Origin of the sequence: Streptomyces sp. UNOB3_S3, assembly GCF_020740895.1 — a bacterium.
GTDB lineage: Bacteria > Actinomycetota > Actinomycetes > Streptomycetales > Streptomycetaceae > Streptomyces.
Genome location: NZ_JAILXP010000139.1, coordinates 1 through 17,412, shown reverse-complemented (window position 1 = coordinate 17,412; position 17,412 = coordinate 1). Strand labels below are relative to the sequence as shown.

15 protein-coding genes and 4 pseudogenes are annotated in these 17,412 nt (G+C 71.9%); 9 read left to right on the top strand and 10 right to left on the bottom strand.

Annotated features, from left to right (window positions below; genetic code table 11):
* Window positions 1-271: 271 nt before the first annotated feature.
* Window positions 272-1,792 carry a histidine kinase gene (locus K6I33_RS17050; RefSeq protein ID WP_275126716.1) on the top strand — a complete coding sequence of 507 codons (1,521 nt, stop codon included), beginning with the start codon at window positions 272-274 and terminating at the stop codon, window positions 1,790-1,792.
* Window positions 1,789-2,448 carry a response regulator transcription factor gene (locus K6I33_RS17045; protein ID WP_229352934.1) on the top strand — a complete coding sequence of 220 codons (660 nt, stop codon included), beginning with the start codon at window positions 1,789-1,791 and terminating at the stop codon, window positions 2,446-2,448. The genes K6I33_RS17050 and K6I33_RS17045 overlap by 4 nt, the downstream gene beginning before the upstream one ends.
* Here K6I33_RS17045 and K6I33_RS17040 read toward each other — a convergent pair.
* Window positions 2,411-2,731, bottom strand: coding sequence for a hypothetical protein (locus tag K6I33_RS17040; protein ID WP_229352932.1), 321 nt, complete (start codon window positions 2,729-2,731; stop codon window positions 2,411-2,413). The two genes, K6I33_RS17045 and K6I33_RS17040, sit on opposite strands and share 38 nt — an antisense overlap.
* A 93-nt stretch (window positions 2,732-2,824) precedes the next feature.
* A complete protein-coding gene (locus tag K6I33_RS17035) occupies window positions 2,825-3,565 on the bottom strand; it encodes a DUF4184 family protein (protein ID WP_229352931.1) in 741 nt (246 codons plus the stop codon).
* A 377-nt stretch (window positions 3,566-3,942) separates the two neighbouring features.
* On the opposite strand from K6I33_RS17035, the pseudogene K6I33_RS17030 reads away from it, so the two are divergent.
* Window positions 3,943-4,418 (top strand): annotated as a pseudogene (locus K6I33_RS17030) (transposase).
* Between the two features lie 61 nt (window positions 4,419-4,479).
* Here the strand turns inward: K6I33_RS17030 and K6I33_RS36610 are convergent.
* From K6I33_RS36610 to K6I33_RS17010, 5 genes and pseudogenes are all read right to left on the bottom strand, one after another.
* Window positions 4,480-4,686: pseudogene (locus tag K6I33_RS36610) on the bottom strand (phage tail protein); the annotation flags it as partial.
* Between the two features lie 319 nt (window positions 4,687-5,005).
* Window positions 5,006-5,593, bottom strand: a complete 588-nt coding sequence (locus tag K6I33_RS17025; RefSeq protein ID WP_229352940.1) for a hypothetical protein — start codon at window positions 5,591-5,593, stop codon at window positions 5,006-5,008.
* 19 nt (window positions 5,594-5,612) lie between these two features.
* Window positions 5,613-5,930: pseudogene (locus tag K6I33_RS17020) on the bottom strand (zeta toxin family protein); the annotation flags it as partial.
* Between the two features lie 142 nt (window positions 5,931-6,072).
* Window positions 6,073-6,276 carry a cold-shock protein gene (locus tag K6I33_RS17015; protein ID WP_229352929.1) on the bottom strand — a complete coding sequence of 68 codons (204 nt, stop codon included), beginning with the start codon at window positions 6,274-6,276 and terminating at the stop codon, window positions 6,073-6,075.
* Window positions 6,277-6,497: 221 nt separating this feature from the next.
* Window positions 6,498-6,700 (bottom strand): annotated as a pseudogene (locus K6I33_RS17010) (cold-shock protein).
* A 210-nt stretch (window positions 6,701-6,910) separates the two neighbouring features.
* Here K6I33_RS17010 and K6I33_RS17005 point away from each other — a divergent pair.
* Both K6I33_RS17005 and K6I33_RS17000 read left to right on the top strand, forming a co-directional pair.
* Window positions 6,911-8,428, top strand: a complete 1,518-nt coding sequence (locus tag K6I33_RS17005; protein ID WP_229352928.1) for a carboxylesterase/lipase family protein — start codon at window positions 6,911-6,913, stop codon at window positions 8,426-8,428.
* 37 nt (window positions 8,429-8,465) lie between these two features.
* Window positions 8,466-8,861, top strand: coding sequence for a Rid family hydrolase (locus tag K6I33_RS17000; protein WP_229352927.1), 396 nt, complete (start codon window positions 8,466-8,468; stop codon window positions 8,859-8,861).
* Window positions 8,862-9,603: 742 nt separating this feature from the next.
* On the opposite strand, the gene K6I33_RS16995 is transcribed toward K6I33_RS17000, so the two are convergent.
* Window positions 9,604-9,804 (bottom strand): hypothetical protein, encoded by a 201-nt coding sequence (locus K6I33_RS16995; protein ID WP_229352926.1) that lies wholly within the window; start codon window positions 9,802-9,804, stop codon window positions 9,604-9,606.
* A gap of 602 nt (window positions 9,805-10,406) precedes the next feature.
* Between K6I33_RS16995 and gndA the strand changes: the two genes are divergently transcribed.
* From gndA to K6I33_RS16980, 3 genes are all read left to right on the top strand, one after another.
* Complete coding sequence (gene gndA / locus K6I33_RS16990) at window positions 10,407-11,867, top strand: NADP-dependent phosphogluconate dehydrogenase (protein ID WP_229352925.1); 1,461 nt, start codon at window positions 10,407-10,409, stop codon at window positions 11,865-11,867.
* A gap of 65 nt (window positions 11,868-11,932) precedes the next feature.
* Window positions 11,933-12,343: a nuclear transport factor 2 family protein gene (locus K6I33_RS16985; protein ID WP_229352924.1), complete on the top strand. Its 411-nt coding sequence runs from the start codon at window positions 11,933-11,935 to the stop codon at window positions 12,341-12,343.
* 97 nt (window positions 12,344-12,440) lie between these two features.
* On the top strand, window positions 12,441-13,307 hold the full coding sequence (locus K6I33_RS16980; RefSeq protein ID WP_229352923.1) for a hypothetical protein: 867 nt from the start codon (window positions 12,441-12,443) through the stop codon (window positions 13,305-13,307).
* Window positions 13,308-13,316: 9 nt separating this feature from the next.
* Here K6I33_RS16980 and K6I33_RS16975 read toward each other — a convergent pair whose 3' ends face one another.
* Window positions 13,317-13,844 carry a hypothetical protein gene (locus K6I33_RS16975; RefSeq protein WP_229352921.1) on the bottom strand — a complete coding sequence of 176 codons (528 nt, stop codon included), beginning with the start codon at window positions 13,842-13,844 and terminating at the stop codon, window positions 13,317-13,319.
* A gap of 169 nt (window positions 13,845-14,013) precedes the next feature.
* On the bottom strand, window positions 14,014-16,617 hold the full coding sequence (locus K6I33_RS16970) for an ATP-binding protein (protein ID WP_229352920.1): 2,604 nt from the start codon (window positions 16,615-16,617) through the stop codon (window positions 14,014-14,016).
* Window positions 16,618-16,860: 243 nt separating this feature from the next.
* Between K6I33_RS16970 and K6I33_RS16965 the strand changes: the two genes are divergently transcribed.
* Window positions 16,861-17,412 (top strand): cation:proton antiporter (locus K6I33_RS16965; RefSeq protein WP_229352919.1); only part of this gene is annotated, 552 nt, incomplete at its 3' end.

The following is a 17,412-nucleotide window of genomic DNA, read 5'->3' as shown; positions in this document are numbered from 1 at the left end:
GGCCCGATCCGCTCCCACAACTCATCCGACACGATCCACGGCGATGCCCCCACGAGCCGGACAACGCTCAACCCGCCCGTCAGACACGGCAACCAGCGTCAACAGATCTCATTCTGTTAGCTGTTGTCAGACATGCTCTCGCGTCCTCCCACATGCCGGCCGACAGTACTGATCGGCTCCGGCAGCGGCTCGCCCCGCGCATCTGCCCACTCACTCCTGTCGGTGGCTGGTGACCTGTCGCGCGGTACCTAGACTCCTTGCTGTGACGATCATGAGCCCCCGTAGGCGTGCGCTGCTGCGTTCCGCCGCCGAGATGGTGCCCGCCGTGGCGGTGACGCTGGCCACTGATCGGATCGTCGCCTACTTCGCCGACGTGCCGAAGGACCGGTGGTCGGCGCTGGGGCTCGGCGTCGCCGGCCTGGGCTGCTTCGTCCTGCGGCGGTGGTGGCCGGTGGCCGGGCTGTGGGGGCTGGCGGCGGTACTGGGCGCGCTGCCCGCGGTGGGGCTGCCGGTGGCGGTGGCCGCGTACGGGGCGGGTCGCCGGGTCGGCGGGCGGGTGGCCGGGCAGGTGCCTCGCCGCCTGCTGGTGCTTGGTGTGGCGGTGGTACTCCCGGTCCTGACCGCGTACCCCGACGCCCGTTTGGGGGCGGTGCTGTCGGTGGTGGCGGTGGCGGGGCCTGGTCTCGTGGGTACGGTGACCGGTCAGCAGGACCGGCTGGTGGTGGCGCTGCGGGAGCGGGCGGAGGCCGCGGAGGACGCGTCGCGGCTGGCCGAGCGGGCCCGTATCGCGGCGGAGATGCACGACCTGATCGGCCACCGGCTGAGCCTGATCTCGCTGTACGCGGGCGGGCTGGAACTGGCGCTGGGCAAGCGGGCACCGGAGCTGCGCGAGAACGCGGTACGGCTGCGGGGAACGGCCCGGGAGGCGCTGGAGGAACTGCGCGAGGTCCTGGGTGTCCTGGGGCCGCTGGACGGTTCCCCCACGGATGCGACGGGGCTGCGCGCCGACATCGGGGCGCTGACCGGGGCGTCCGCGTCGGCCGGTGCCCGGGCCCGCCTGGAGTGGACCGGGCCGGACCTGACCGGAGCGTCCCCGATGGTGCGCCGGGCGCTGCACCGGATCGTGCGTGAGGCCCTGGCCAACGCGCACCGGTACGCGCCGGGGGCGGCCGTCACCGTGTCCGTGGAGGTGGACGAGCACCGGGTGCACGTCGAGGTGCGCAACACCCGCCCTGCCGGTGTCTCTGCTCCGGCCGGTACGGGCCGGGGGCTGGCCGGTATCCGGGAGCGGGTCGCGCTGCTGGGCGGCGAGGCGAGCGCGGGCCCGGCCGGGGACGGCAGCTTCGCCGTCCGGGCCGGGCTCCCGCTGGCGGCACCCGCAGCACCGCACCCCGCGGACCGGGCCGGCGTCGGTGAGCCCGCGCCGCCACGCTGGCCCCGGGCCGTGACCGGGGCGCTCGGGCTCGTCGCCGTGGCGGGCCTGCTCGTCATCGGCCTGCGCTACGCCCATATGCCGCCCGCGCCCGCCGCCCGGGACGACGCCGGCTCCGTACGCCTGGGCATGACCCGCCCGCAGGTCGTCTCCATCGTGGGGGTGGATTCCTGGATGGCCCGCGCGGCGGCCGCCGGGCACGCGCCGCCCAAGCCCGTCGGCACCAGGTGCCTCTACCCGTACTCCTCGGCTCCCCCGGATCCGGGCCGGGGCGGGCGCCTCACACTGGCCCGGTACTGTTTCACGGACGGCCGACTGACCGGCATCGACTTCTTCGACGTGCCCCTGGAGGCCGGATGATCCGCGTGCTCCTCGTCGACGACGAGGTGCTCGTACGGGCCGGCGTGGGGCTCGTGCTGGAGCACGCCGACGACATCGAGGTCGTCGCTGAGGCCGGTGACGGGGCCCGGGCCCTCGAACTCGCCGTCCGCGAACGCCCCGACGTCGTGCTCCTCGACGTCCGCATGCCCGGTACGGACGGCCTGGACGCCCTCACTCACCTCACCGCCCTCGACCCCCCGGCCGCCGTCGTCATGCTCAGCACCTTCGGCGACGAGAGGAACGTCACCCGCGCCCTGCGCGCCGGGGCCGACGGCTTCCTGCTCAAGGACTCCGGCCCCGAGGAGCTGATCCAGGCGGTACGTGCCGCCGCCCTGGGCGACGCGGTCCTCTCGCCGGCGCTCACCGGCCATGTCGTACGGGCGATGCGGGATGAGGGGCGGGGACACCGTACCCGGACGGCGGAGGAGCGGATCGCTGTCCTCACCGGCCGGGAACGCGAGGTACTGGCCATGCTCGGTGCCGGGCTCGCCAACGCCGAGATCGCCTGTCGCCTGGGGGTGGGCACCGGGACGGTGAAGGTCCACGTCGGCAGGATCCTCGCCAAGCTGGGCGCCACGAACCGCGTCCAGGCGGCGATCATCGCCTACGAGGCGGGGCTGGCGGACGGAACATGAGCGACACGGCCCGCTTGATCCCGTAGGCGCAGGCCACGACCACCGGCACGGCGGTCAGCGCGACGGCACCCCAGCCGAACAGCGCGTCCCGGTTGCCCTCGGTCAGGTCGCCGATGCCGATGAGGTAGCAGCCGAGAACCATCAGCACCATCGCCGGCGAGGCCCGGAACACCGCGTCGAGCAGCCGGGGAGCGGTGATGGCGATCATGCCCACGATCAGAAACCAGGGCCACACCACCGTGCTGGCCATGTCCTGCCACGCGGTGCCCTGCCCAGGAGTCACCGCCCGCCGCGAAGACGTACGCGCCGAATCCCGATAGGCCGCCGACCAGCAGATTACTCCCCGTCCGCGACCTCATCGTCTCCTTCCGGACCATCAAGCGGCCTTCCGGCGGGTGGCGAACAGCGCGCGCAGCTGCCACAGCACCGCGTAGCAGCCCAGCACGACGATGCCAATGCCGACGCCGGCGAGCAACATGTTGGTGGCGTGCCACCACAGCAGGGCGAACCCGGTGGGGAACTCACCGTTCAGCGGGCGCGGCGGGAAGACCAGCCGACCCACGGCGGCCAGGGCGACAGCGCCGACGGCGAGCCAGCGGACGGCATCCCGGCCGGTGCGCGTCAACAGGCCAGGCACCTCCGCCGCCGACGCGGTGCGGTACCAGCGCACCAGCCACCACACGATCAGGACCAGACCGAGCACGCTGCTGCCGTCCTGCACCAGCTGGGTCTTGGGGCCCCATTCGACGAATCGGCCGTGGGTGAAGTCGTCCCACAGGATATGCGTCGCGGCACCGATCACCACCGAGGGCAGGAACCAGAGCGACCGCCACCGGAACCCGCCCACCGGGCCGGCCAGCCTTCCCCGCCACCCGGCCGGCGCGAGATCGGCCAAGGGCCGCTTGAGCAGCCCGTGGAAGAGCATCAGCAGGATCACGGCGAGAAGCGCGTCGACGGTGACGGCACCGAGCCAGGTATGGCTCATCAGGCCGGCGTTCTGGACGGGCAGCAGCCCCGCCCAGTCGGGCGCCATCGCCCCGTCGGCCAGCGCGGAGGGGACGAGACGCCCCCGGGAGAGAGGGATGACAGCGGCCGGATGGACCAGCGTGAAGGGCATGACAGGGCTCCGTCGATCAGTGAGGTGTGGATTCCCTCCAGTCTCGGGCCGCGTACCGCGCCCGCTGTCCGCCCCGGGACGAAGCCGATGTTGCACCTTCGGCATACTCGAGGCGCCGGAACCACGCGCCCACCGGCGATGCGCGGCGCCCGGACACAGGCGTACCGTCCCCTACTGGACGTTCAGCCCTGTTTGCGGGCACTGTGATGGGTTTTCCGCCTCGGTGGTCCGAGGCGGGAGGGGCAGGTGGGGTGGCCGTCCGTGCTGCGACAGCAGAGGGTATTTCGCTCCGGCTCCTCCTGTCTCATCCCAACACAGCTCCGCACGCGGGTATTTGCCGACTGGTCTGGTCGGCCGCCACGCGGCACACCGGAAACATGACCCCGCACAGCGGCTACCCCAGCGACCTGTCCGACGACCGTCGGGAACTGATCGGACCCGTCCTCTCGACCTGGCGGGCCGACCGGCGCCGGCACGCCCTGGACATCGGACGCCCACCCGAGCATGACCTGCGGCAGATCATGAACGCGATCCTCTACATGGACCGCGCCGGCATCCCCTGGCGGTACCTCCCGCATGACTTCGCCCCCCGTGGACCACCGTCTACGGGTACTTCGCGAAGCGGCAGCAGGACGGCGTCTTCGAGCAGCCAGCGTCTCCGACACCGACGCTGGACCATCGAGCGCAGCATCGGCTGGCTCATGCATCACCGCCGCCTCGCCCGCACCGCCGCCTCGCCCGCGACTACGAAACCCATCCAGACCGCTCCGAAGCCATGATCCAGCTTGCAATGATCGGCCTCATGAGCCGCCGCCTCACCGGCGAAGCCACCCCGAACCGGCGCGGCACCTGACTCGCCGGAACCAAACACGAACCAACGGACCGATCGCTCAGTCACCCCGGGAGACCAGTGATCATTCAGCGATGGTCATGTCTTCGCAGACGAGCGTGATCTTCTCGATCGCCGCGGTGGCATTGTCTGTGGACGGTTCCGGTCCCTCCCACGATGAGGCCCAGGCATTCAGCAGGTTGACACGCGCAACCACTTTCTTCTTGCCGTCAAGGAGCGAGACCGAGAGATTCGGCTGTGCGGGATCGGGACCTCCGCTGGCTGCCGTCTGCTTGCCCCAGTCGTTCTACTGCCCGCTCGCGTCCAAGGGCTGGGACAAGGTGACCTCCGGAACCTGCCCGGCGTCAGACACCTCCCCCGCGAGAAGCCCTCCTGGCGCGGTGGCTGTCTTCACCTCGCCGGCTTCCTGCCCTTAGTTCAGGCCGCTGGCCTGCTGGCAGGTCGCCACCCGGTACTTGCCCAGATCCACGGCAAAGATATCCGCCCTGAGCGCATCGCCGACACCCATGTGAGCCCCTTTCAGTTTCGCCCTCAACGGCACAGCCCGTCATCCGAGAGCCCGGACACCAGGCGCCACTCGGTCTCCAGCCTCAGAAGCTTCCCCTCCGCACCAGCACACCATGGTGTAACCCGCGCACCCGTCCCACGAATGAGGCACACGGCCTCTGGGCCTTGGGGGAGATACGCCCTTCAGCCGTATCTCCCCCAAGATCCATCACGCCACGTGATGACCAACCGAGGAAGCGGGACGGCTTCTCACCGTGCCGCGCGGCCCGGTGGGCGGGTACGGGCAGCGCGGCCGCGGGGGCGGTCGGGTGGAGCTGCTGGGTGGGCATCAGCGGGCAGGCGAGAGCAGCGATCGCAACGAGGTCGTCGCGGTACTGCGGCATCGCCCTGTGCAGCCGGCGCTGGACGGACCAGAATCGCGCGGCTTCACCGGGGGTGTACGGGCGGGTCTGTCCGGCGACCAGGGCCGACGCCGCGGCGGGGCATCGCACCCACTGGCTCCGGCTGGTCCGGTGGTTGCGGTACAGGGGGTGGGCGTCGCACCGCATCACCAGCACCTCGTCGACGGCCGAGAGCCGCTCGGCGAGCGCCACGGCCTCGGGCAGGACCGCGTAGTGCAGGTCGTGCCCGGCGGCGGTGGTGAACCGCGCGGGCACATCCAGTCGGCTCACCTCGGCGTAGCGGGTGGCGGTTGGCGGTGCCCTGCCGGGAATCCGCCGCCCGTACTGCCAGGACCACCAGCTCCACCCTGTATCCGGCCTGCCGGTACAGGGCCGCACCCGCCATGAAGGCGCCGGCACTGGACGGAGTGAGCTCGATGACCACGTCCCCGCGCCGCTCACGCACGTACCTCTCGGTCTGGGCCTGCCAGGCACGGTAGCCGACGCGGATCCGCGCGGAGGCCATGCGACGCGGCTCCCCGCGCAGCAGCTGAAAGCAGTCCGGGGGAAAGACCTTGAAGCCATCGCGCCTGATGTGGGCCGGATCCCGCAGGGTCCGGCGGACCATCCGCGCGACACCCGTCCTGCCGGCGCCGGGCTGGCCCGCGACGAAAGCCATCACCGGACGCACCGGCCCCTACTGGGCCGCAGCGCCGTCCAGGGCGCCGGGCAGGACGGCCGGCCCCCTGGGTGTCGGGAGCGACTGGAGATCAGATGAGCTGGATGTTGGCCGCCTGCCTGCCCTTCGGGCCATCCTTGATCTCGAAGGTCACCCTCTGGCCCTCCTTAAGGGTCTTGAACCCGTCCATCTTGAGCTCGGAGAAGTGGGCAAAGAGGTCTTCGCCGCTTTCATCCGCAGTGATGAAGCCGAATCCCTTTGCGTCGTTGAACCACTTCGCGGTGCCGGTCTGCATGCCGCCTCCAAGATGATATCTCCCGGGCGCGATGGCCCGGCCGCCTCTCAAAATCAAGATCATCTCTGAAAGCGCGGGTACCGACAAGAGCGCATTCAAGCCTTGGAGCGGGCGAAACACCGAGGCCCGGATCCGTGGATCCGGGCCTTCGGGATTCACCTGGCCTGTACGGCTCTGCCCCTCCTTGTCGCCCGAAGCGGAGCAGAGGCGGCGCCAGAGAGCTACAGGGGCCTGATGTTGGCGGCTGTTATGCCCTTGGGGCCCGTCTTGACCTCGAATTCCACCTTCTGGTTCTCCCGCAGGTTTTGAAGCCCTCCATCTGGATCTCGCTGAAGTGGGCGAAGAGGTCGTCACCGCCGCCCTCCGGAGCGAGGAAGCCGAACCCCTTCGCGTCGTTGAACCACTTCACAGTGCCGGTGACCATGTCCCCTCCCAAGGGTGTCAACGCGCTGCGAGGCCGGACGGGCCACAGCGAAAATGATCACATCAGCCAGTGCGTGAACCCGGGAGCCGCTTTTTCCGGGGCTTGTACTCCGCTGCTCGGGTGCCCATGAGTGGCCGATCACGACGTGTCCCAGTAGACCGGTGGCATCGGCGTCCGCCGTGTACAGCGGGTTGAGGAGAGGCGGCGACAGTGGCGGAAAGCCGAGGGCCGGTGGTGGCCACCCGGGCGGGACGCGTGCGCGGGGCCGTCGAGGGCCCGGTGGCGGCCTTCCGTGGCATCCCCTACGCGGCCTCGCCCGTGGGCGAGCTGCGCTTCGCCCCGCCCCGGGCCCATCCGGGCTGGAGCGGGGTGCGGGACGCGGCCCGTTCGGGGCCGGCGGTGCCGCAGGCGCACTCGCGGCTGGAGGGGGTGATGGGGCCGCGTGTCCCGGACTGGGACGAGGACGGCTGCCTCAACCTGAACGTGTGGACGCCAGCCACGGCCCTGGCCGAGGGGGCCGTGCCACGGCCGGTGCTGGTGTGGTTCCACGGCGGCGGCTGGTCCAGCGGTTCCGGCGGCTGGGACTGGTACGACGGCGCCCACCTCGCCGCGCTCGGCGACATCACCGTGGTCACCGCCAACTACCGCATCGGCCCCCTGGGTTTTCTCCACCTGCCCGCCATCGGCGCCGAGAACCTCGGACCCCAGGACCAGGGCGCCGTCCTGCGCTGGGTCACCGGGAACATCGCCGCGTTCGGCGGCGACCCCGCCCTCGTCACGGTCGGCGGCCAGTCGGCGGGCGGCTACTCGACGATGTCCCTCGCGACAGACCCCGCCACCAGCGGCATGATCCGCCGGATCATCGTCCAGAGCGGCCCCCTGGGCCTGCCGCCCCAGGACCCGGCCGACGCCACCGCGACCACCACCGCCTACCTGCGCCTCCTGGACGCCGACCGGGAAGATGACCAGGCCGCCGACCTGGACGGCGACCCCGGCCGCGCCCTGCGCGCGCTGCCCTGGCAGCGGCTCCAGGACGCCTACCAGCGCCTGGCCGACGGCCTCGACCACCGGCCCGGCGACATCGCACCGCCCATGTGGCCCGTGCTCGGCGGCCCCGGCCAGCCGCGCGCCTGGCAGGAGGCCGTGGCCGAAGGCGCGCTGGACGACACGGACGTCCTGATCGGCACCGTCTCCAACGAGATGACCGCCTTCCTGGGCACCGACCCCCACGCACGTTCCCTCACCCGCGACGAAGCCCTCGCCATGCTGGGCGCCCTCCCCGGCCGCCTCGGCGCGGACGCCCCTCTGGCCTACGAACGCTACGAAGCCCGGCACCCCGGCGCGACGCCCGCCCGCCTCTACACCGAGCTGGCCGGCGACCGCGTCTTCCGCGACGGCGGCCTCCAGGTCGCCGCCCACCGCGCCGGCCGTGGCCTGCCCGCGTACGTCTACCGCTTCACCCGCCGCCCCGAACCCGACAACCACGGCCTCGGCGCCACCCACTGCGCCGAACTGCCCTTCCTCTTCGGCACCTTCGCCACCTTCCCCGACGCACCCATGCTCGGCACGGTCGACGACCACGACCACGACCTGGCGCGCGCCTTCGCCGGCGCACTCGCCGCCTTCGTCACCACCGGATCCCCCAACGGCGACGGCCTCGCCGACTGGCACCCGTACGGCACCGGCACCGAGCCGTACGTCAAGCACTTCGGCCCGCGACCGGCCTGAACCGCGGTCACCCTCAGGGCCCAGACAGGGACACACCATGGAACGCACGGACATCGGCCCGCGCATGTTCGGCGACCGGCTGGGCTACAACCACGCCGTGCTCGTCGAAAACCCACGGCGCTGGCTCTTCATCGCCGGCCACGAAGCCCGGGGCGACGACGGCGCCATCGCACACCCCGGCGACATCCGCGCCCAGATCAAGCTGACCTTCCAGCGCCTGGAGGAGACGCTGGAGGAGGCCGGCTTCGCTCTGGGCGACGTCGTGCAGATTCGCATCCTCACCTTGGACATCAAGGCCGTCACCATCCACTACGACGCCGTCACCGAGGCGCTGGCGAGGGCGGACTGCCGCCCAGCCAGCCTCCTCGCACAGGTCAGCGCACTGTCCGATCCCAGGATGCTGATCGAGATCGAGGCCATCGCCGTGCAGTAGCGGTCCACGTCCGCCGACGTTCACCGCAGCTCGGCCGAAATTCGGCGCCACAGCCGCACTATCTACCGCTGGTCCCGCCTCACAGCGTCTCAGTAGCTGTGACGCCCCTGCACGGTTCCAAGGGACCGTTCCGGACTGCGACAGCTGCCAACCGTCGCGCGTTGAGCCCCGCCGGCACCTGCCCGGCGGGAGCCTCAGAGGCCACCACGTGTCACGTTCGTGTCACCAACACCATCGACGCACCTGGACCACAAAGGCCCCACCTGCATGAACGGCATCGATCCAGACCCGATGGACGCCACAAGACGCTTCCGCCTACCTGTGCCATGTGGTACCGCGGGAGAGTCCTCTGCTGGGACCACATACCAAGATCCGGACCAGGTGCGGACCGACTCAGCTTCCCATCGGGCGATTCCACCCGTTGCCACAGGTCAGAAGCGGGTGCGGTCGCGTACCACCAGGAGACGAAGAACCTGCTGGTCGACCTGGGCCGACGACACCGCTGACGCACCCGCCCACAGCGACCGACGACCCACGGAGCATCACGGAGTCACGCACTGCCTCACACTGCGGACCGTGTTGCGGGAGCGGCCGGAGAGCTCAGCAATCTCAACCTCGGCCAGCCCGTTGATCACTCTTATCGCCGGACTGTTCTCCGTCGCAGCCGGTTACCTGGCCCGTCGTGACCAAGCCACATATCCACAGGCTCTGACTCGCGCAGCCATCGCATTCGCAGCGACTCTCAACCTGGCTGAGCGGTCCAGGCGTTGGCCACGGTGCAGCACCACAGCCGTTCGAAGGCCTCGCCCATCTCGTTGTCAGCGACGCTGGCGAGCGAGTAGATCCCACCGGGGCAGTAGTAGGTCGTCTTGCCTACCGCGACGCCGTACGGCCGGAGGGTGATCGGACCGTCGGGCGAGTCGAGGAACGCGTGCGGGAGCACGCCCGAGTGGCAGCGACAGTCTGGTGGCGACCCGCCCCAGCCGGGCCGCCGACTCGAGAATCACAGTTCCGCAGTCTCATGGCGCCGACGCCCCTGCAGCGTCACTGCCGGGCCAGCTCCTCCATCACCCTCCGTCACCCCTGTCGTGACATCACCACCGCCCCTCACTGACGCCACGGCACCCGCAAGGGACCGCACCGCCTACCTGACTAGCCATCAGCTAAGTCAGCAATAAGTCAGCAGCAGACCCATCGGAACGCGCCGCGGACCGCCCACAAACGCCACGATCACGCAACCGGCAGACCGCGCCTCCGGGCGGCCCAGCCGACGGCGAGGCCTCGACACCTGGACCACGCACCTCGCATCGCATTTGTTCAGGTCACACAAACGGGCTACAGGCGCGGAGGCTCTCGCGGGCGAGCGAGGAGACTGGCCCAGGACCACCTCCAGCGCATCCCCAGTCACCCTTGAGCGCCTCGTGCCATGGTGGCCGGGCTGCTGCCCGGTCACCCGTACGGCCGACCCCGGGAAGATCCCCGGACCCTGCCGTGTTGACGCCCGCACCAGCCTTCGACGCACAGCGACAGGAGTGGACCACCGCAATGCCCAGCACCCCCGCCACCACGGCAACCGCACAGATCGGCGTCACCGGGCTCGCCGTCATGGGCAGCAACCTCGCCCGCAACTTCGCACGCCACGGCCACACCGTCGCCGTCCACAACCGCACCGCCGCCAAGACCAAGACCCTCATCGACGAGCACGGCCACGAAGGCAACTTCGTCCCCGCCGAGACCGCCGAGGAATTCGTCGCCGCCCTCGTCAAGCCCCGCCGCCTCATCATCATGGTCAAGGCCGGCGACCCCACCGACGCCGTCATCGAGGAATTCGCACCCCTCCTCGAAGAAGGCGACATGATCATCGACGGCGGCAACGCCCACTTCGCCGACACCCGCCGCCGCGAGAAGAACCTCCGCGAGCGCGGCATCCACTTCGTCGGCGCCGGCATCTCCGGCGGCGAAGAAGGCGCCCTCAACGGGCCCTCCATCATGCCCGGCGGATCGGTCGAGTCCTACAAGGCCCTCGGACCCCTCCTCGAAGACATCGCCGCCAAGGCCGCCGACGGCACCCCCTGTGCCGTCCACGTCGGTCCCGACGGCGCCGGCCACTTCGTCAAGATGGTGCACAACGGCATCGAGTACGCCGACATGCAGCTGATCGCCGAGGCGTACGACCTGCTGCGTACGGTCGGCGGGTTCGCGCCGGAGCGGATCGCGGAGATCTTCCGCACCTGGAACGCCGGGCGGCTGGACTCGTACCTCATCGAGATCACCGCCGAGGTGCTCGCCCACAAGGACGCCGCCACCGGGCGGCCGTTCGTGGACGTCGTGGCGGACGAGGCCGAGCAGAAGGGCACCGGCCGGTGGACGGTGCAGACGGCGCTGGACCTCGGGGTGCCGGTGTCCGGGATCGCCGAGGCCGTGTTCGCCCGTTCCGTCTCCGGGCACAAGGAGCTGCGCGAGGCGGCGGCCGGTCTGCCCGGGCCCTCGGCCGGGGCCCTCTCCCCCGCCGAGGCCGAGGAGTTCGCCGCCCGTGTGGAGGAGGCGCTCTACGCGTCGAAGGTCGTCTCCTACGCCCAGGGCTGGAACATGATCGCCAAGGCGAGCGAGGAGTACGGCTGGAACATCGACCTGGGCGCGATGGCCGCCATCTGGCGCGGCGGCTGCATCATCCGGGCGGCCTTCCTCGACCGTATCCGCGCCGCGTTCGCGACCGACCCGCAGCTGCCCACGCTCCTGGCGGACCGTCAGTTCGCCGAGGAGGTCGGCCGGGCCCAGGACGCGTGGCGCGAGGTCGTCGCCACCGCCGTGCGCGGCGGGGTGCCGACGCCGGGCTTCTCCGCCACCCTGGCCTACTACGACGCGCTGCGCGCCGAGCGGCTGCCGGCCGCCCTGACCCAGGGCCAGCGGGACTTCTTCGGCGCCCACACCTACCGGCGCACCGACCGCGAGGGCTCCTTCCACACGCTCTGGAGCGGTGACCGGACCGAGGAGCAGACCGCCTGACGAATCCCGTGGGCGAGGGTGCCCCGCGGCGTTCCGGCGTCGCGGGGCACCGCTATGGTCGAGCCATGCCGGATGTGCAGCAGCACCCCAATGTCGAGACGGCCCTGCGCTACCACGAGGCCGTCGCCCGCTTCGCCACGGGCGAGGAACTCGCCCGGTTCTTCCACGAGGACGCCGTCCACCACGAGCTGCCCAACGCCCTCTTCCCCGAGGGCGTCGTGCGCGATCTGCCCGCCATCCTGGCGGCGGCGGAGCGGGGCCGCGATCTGCTCTCCGAGCAGCGCTTCGAGGTGACGGGCACGGTCGCGGCCGGTGACCGGGTGGCCCTGGAGGCCGTCTGGTCGGGCACGCTGGCCGTGCCCCTGGGGGAGCTGCCCGCCGGGCATGTGATGCGTGCGTGCATCGCGACGTTCCTGGAGTTCCGCGACGGAAAGATCGTCTCCCAGCGCAACTACGACTGCTATGAGATGCGTTGAGGCTCATTCGGGGGCTGTGCGGCGCGCGTGACAGCACACATCATGAGCGGCGTCGTTCGACACGGGAGATTTCCGCGTACGGAATCCGGGAGGTCCGATGCAGTACCGCTCACCGTCCCGCCGCACCGCCCTCAGATCCGCCCTCGGCACCGCCCTCGCCCTGGGCTGCGCCGGCCTCGGCACGGACGCCGCGGCCGCCGTCACGACCGCGCGGGAGAAGGGCGGGGTCTTCCGGGACGTCCGTGCCTTCCACGGCACATGGGAAGGGGTGTACGACGGTCGCCGGGCGCGGCTGAGGATGGTCGTCGTACGGCAGTCCCCCGGCACCAAGCACACCCTCTACCTCACCCTCGCCGACCTCGACCGGGACGAGACCTTCACCGGCAGCGTCGAGGACGTCCCCGCGACCTCCCACATGGCCGGCGGCATCGCGCTGCGCGGGTCCGCCGCCCTCACCCTGCGCGCCCTGGTGCTGCACACCCGGGACACCGACCGGCTCTCGGGGACGAGCGTCCGGGACGGCCGTGGCTTCCCCCTGTCCTTCCGCCGCTCCGGCACGGGCCCCGCCTACGTACAGAACCGGCCGTTCCGCGACTACCGCGACTGGTACGCCGGGGACGGCCGCTACACAGGCGACCTCGACGGCCGTCCCGCCGAGCTGACCGTGCTGCGCGAGGACACCCGGGAAGGCACCCTGATCGGCTTCCGGCTGGCGGACCTCGACCGGGGCATGTCCTGGGGCACGGCCCTGCGCGAGTCCGAGGTCCGGCGGTGGTCCCGCGACCGGCAGCGCGACCCGCTCGCGGGCACGGTGCTGACGCCCGCGCGGTTCCTGGACGAGCCCCTCCCGGTCGACTCCCTGTACTGGCACGGCGCGAACACCGCCTATGTCTCGGGCGCGAGCGCCGGGCCGGGCGGCCTGTACGGGATGTCCTTCGTCCGGCGGGCCGCCCCGCCCGCGTAGGGCTGTCCGTCAGTCGTCGGCTGCGCCGCCCGTCGCCGTGCCCTCCTTGATGTCGGAGATCGTCCTGGTGGCGATGTCCGACTGCACGCTGAGGTAGGTGTACGTCGGCTTCTTCTCGTCGCCCCAGGTCAGGCGGACCTTCGTCCAGGTGTGCCCGGCGCCGCTGTTGTCGTAGGTGACCTGCCAGGCGCGCGGGGTGTTCTGCGCGCGCAGGACGCCGTCCGCGCCGTTCTTCCGCTCCCAGGTCTCCAGGCGGGCGCGGAACTCCTTGGTGAGGTAGTGCGCGCGCAGGGCGTTGGACAGGTTGGTGTCGGGCGTGCCCGTACGGGCGTCGACGTAGGCGCCGTAGAAGGACGCCACCCGGTCGACGACCGAGGACGTGCCGCCCTCGTGCGTCTGCGGAGCGTCGTCCGCCGCCGTGGCGGCGGGCGGGGTGGAGGCCCCGGCGGAGGCCGCGAAGGCGACGGCCGGGACGGTGAGCGCGGCCAGCAGGGCGAATGCCACTCCGGAGCGCCAGGTGGATCGGTTCGTACGCATGGCTCCCCCTCGGTAGCCGGGTGTCCCCTGTACGGCACCCGGGTTGACGGATTCACCTTGTACAGCGGGCGAGTCGGCGGAACAGTTCCCTCCCTGAGCCGACGCCCCGTCAGGAATATGGAGACAGAGCGGTTAGCCCCGGTCGTCACCCCGTCACGCCGTCACGCCGTCACGCCAGCACGTCCCGGACCGGGGCCGGGGCGGCGGGCAGGGAGACGACCATCGTCAGCCCGCCCCCGGGGGTGTCCTCGGGGGTGAGCGTGCCGCCCATGGCCTCGGTCAGTCCCCGGGACAGCGCGAGGCCCAGGCCGAGGCCGGTGGTGTTGTCGGTGTCCCCGAGCCGCTGGAAGGGCGCGAAGGCGCGCTCGCGGTCGGCGGGCCGCAGGCCCGGGCCCCGGTCGACGACCCGCAGCTCCACCCGGGAGGCGAGCACGCTGGCCGCGACGGTGACCGGGCGGCCGGGCGGGGAGTGCCGGGCGGCGTTGGCCACCAGGTTGGCCAGGACGCGCTCCAGCAGGGGCGGGTCGGCGAGGACATCGGGAACCCGCTCCAGGTCCTGGGCGGCCACCTCGCACTTCGGCGCCTCCGGCAGGCTGTCCAGGGCCAGGGGCAGGACCTCGACGAGGGCCGTGGGCCGCAGGCTCAGGGTCAGGGCGCCCGCCTGGAGGCGGCTCATGTCGAGGAGGTTGTCGACGAGCCGGTTGAGCTTGGCCATCGACTCGTCGGCGGTGGCGAGCAGTTCCTCGCGGTCCTCGGGCGAGAAGTCGACCTCCCGGCTGCGCAGGGAGCTGACGGCGGCCCAGCCGCTGGCGAGCGGGGTGCGCAGATCATGGCTGACGGCCGCCAGGAGGGCGGTGCGCATCCGGTCGGCGGCCCGCACCGGCTCGATCTCGGCGGCCGCCTCGGCCAGCCGGGCGCGCTCCACCGCGGCCGTCAGATGGGCGACGAAGGCGGCGAGCACCCGGCGGTCGGAGGAGGGCAGCGCCCGGCCGCGCAGGACGAGTTCGGCGTCCTCCCCTATGGGCATCCTGATCTCCTCGGTCGCGGCGCGCCCGGCCCCGTCCCGGGCCACGGACGGGGCCACGGCCGGGGCCACGGCCGGGGCCAGGACGGCCTCGCGGTCGCGGTCGCGGGCCCGGGGGCGCAGTTCGGCCGACTCCATGCCGAAGGTCCGGCGGGTGCGCTCCAGCAGGTCGGGCACCTCCTGTTCGCCCCGGAGGATGCCGCCGGCCAGCGAGGACAGGGTCTCGGCCGCCGCGGTGGCGCTCGCGGCGCGCCGGCTCAGGCGCAGCGAGCGGTCCACGACGGCCGCGACCGTGCAGGCGACGAGGGCGAAGACGACGAGCGCGAGGATGTTGTTGGCGCCGTGGATCGTGAACCGCCCGGCCGGCGGGATGAAGTAGTAGTTGAGCAGGAGCGAGGCCGTCAGCGACGCCAGCAGCGCGGAGACCACCCCGCCGATGCAGGCGACCCCGACGACGGCGACGAGGAAGAGCAGGGCCTCGCTGGTCAGGTTGAGGCCGAGCGCTTCGGCGGCCGCGTCCGCGCGCAGGACCGCGGTCAGCAGGAAGGGCAGGAGCAGTCCGGCCACGGGTCCGCCGATCCGGCGGACGCGGGAGAGGCCGCTGCCCGGGACGGGCAGGCCGCGTCCCCGGCCGGCGCGCTCGTGGGTGACGATGTGGACGTCGATGTCGCCGGACATCTCGACGACGCTGTCGCCCACGCCGCGCGCGGCGAGAACGCGGGCCGGCCAGCCGCGGCGGCTGACGCCGACGACGAGCTGGGTGGCGTTCTCGGCGCGCGCGAACTCCAGCAGCGCGGCGGGCACTTGGTCGCCGACGACCGTGTGGTACGTGCCGCCGAGGCTCTCGACGAGCCGGCGCTGCCGGGCCAGCGCGGCGGGCGAGGCGCCGGCGAGCCCGTCGCTGCGGGTGACGTGCACGGCCAGCAGGTCGCCGCCGGAGGAGCGGGCGGCGATCCTGGCGGCCCGGCGGATGAGGGTCTCGCCCTCGGGGCCGCCGGTGAGCGCGACGACGACGCGCTCGCGGGTCTCCCAGACGCCGCCGATGCCGTGCTCGGCGCGGTAGCGCTGGAGGGTCTCGTCGACGCGCTCGGCCAGCCACAGCAGGGCCAGCTCGCGCAGGGCGGTGAGGTTGCCGACGCGGAAGTAGTGGGAGAGCGCCGCGTCGATCTTCTCGGGGGCGTAGATGTTGCCGTGTGCCATGCGGCGGCGCAGCGCCTCGGGGGGCATGTCGACGAGCTCGATCTGGTGGGCGCGGCGTACGACGTCGTCCGGCACGGTCTCCCGCTGCGGCACCCCGGTGATCTTCTCGACGACGTCGCTGAGTGATTCCAGGTGCTGGATGTTGACGGTGGTCATCACGTCGATGCCGGCGGCGAGCAGTTCCTCGACGTCCTGCCAGCGCTTGGTGTTGCCGGTGCCGGGCACGTTGGTGTGGGCGAGTTCGTCGATGAGCGCCACGGCGGGGCGGCGGGCGAGCACGGCGGCGAGGTCGAGTTCGGTGAACTCCATGCCCCGGTAGTCCCGGTGCAGTCGCGGCAGCACCTCCAGCCCCTCGAGCATCTCCTCGGTGTGGGGGCGGTGATGGCACTCGGCATAGGCCACCACGACATCGGTGCCGCGCAGGGCGCGGCGCCATCCTTCGTCCAGCATGCGGTACGTCTTGCCGACTCCGGGGGCAGCGCCGAGAAAGACCTTCAGTCTGCCGGGGCGGATGCCCGGAGTATCAGGCGGAGCGCTGGCCTGGGCCATGGATGTTCCTTCTGTCGGGGGCGAGGCGGATCGCCCGGTGCGGAGGGGTACATGGCCATCGTCGGACGATCCGGCCCGTGGGCGGCGGTGCGGGGGCCGACGTTGACACGTTCCTGACTTCGGCAGGTCACGGGCGGGGCGGGGGCCATCCGGAACCCGGTAGATTTCTCCCGGGAGTGCCGGGAAGCCTGGTCGGCGGCAGTGCGGCGCGAGCCGCTCCACCGCGTCGACGGGAAGCCTCACGTGACGGCTCTGACCGCTGTGCTCCTCCTTGTCTCCTTCGCCACGCTCATCGCCACGGGCGCCCGGCACTGGCGGGTCCCGGCGCCGTCGTTGCTGGTCGTCGGCGGGACGCTGATAGGGCTGCTGCCCTGGGTGCCCGACATCCGGATCGCCCCGGAGACGATCAGCGTCGTGGTGCTGCCGCCCCTGCTGTTCGCCTCGGCCGAGGAGATACCGTGGCGCGAACTGCGGCTGGTGTGGCGGCCGGTGACCGTGCTGGCCTTCGGGCTGGTGCTGGCCACCGCGGCGGCCGTGGGCGTGGTCGCCTCCGCCGTCACCCCGCTCGGCGGCCCCACGGCCTTCGTCCTCGGCGCGGTGCTGGCCAGCACGGACCCGGTGGCGGTCACAGCGCTGGGGCGCCGGCTGTCGCTGCCGCCGCGCGTGCAGGTGATGGTGCAGGCGGAGAGCCTGTTCAACGACGCCACGTCGCTGGTGCTGTTCAAGGTCGCCGTCGCCACGGCCGTGGCCGCGGGCACGCTCTCCCCGGCAGCGTCGGGCGGCGCGTTCCTCGCC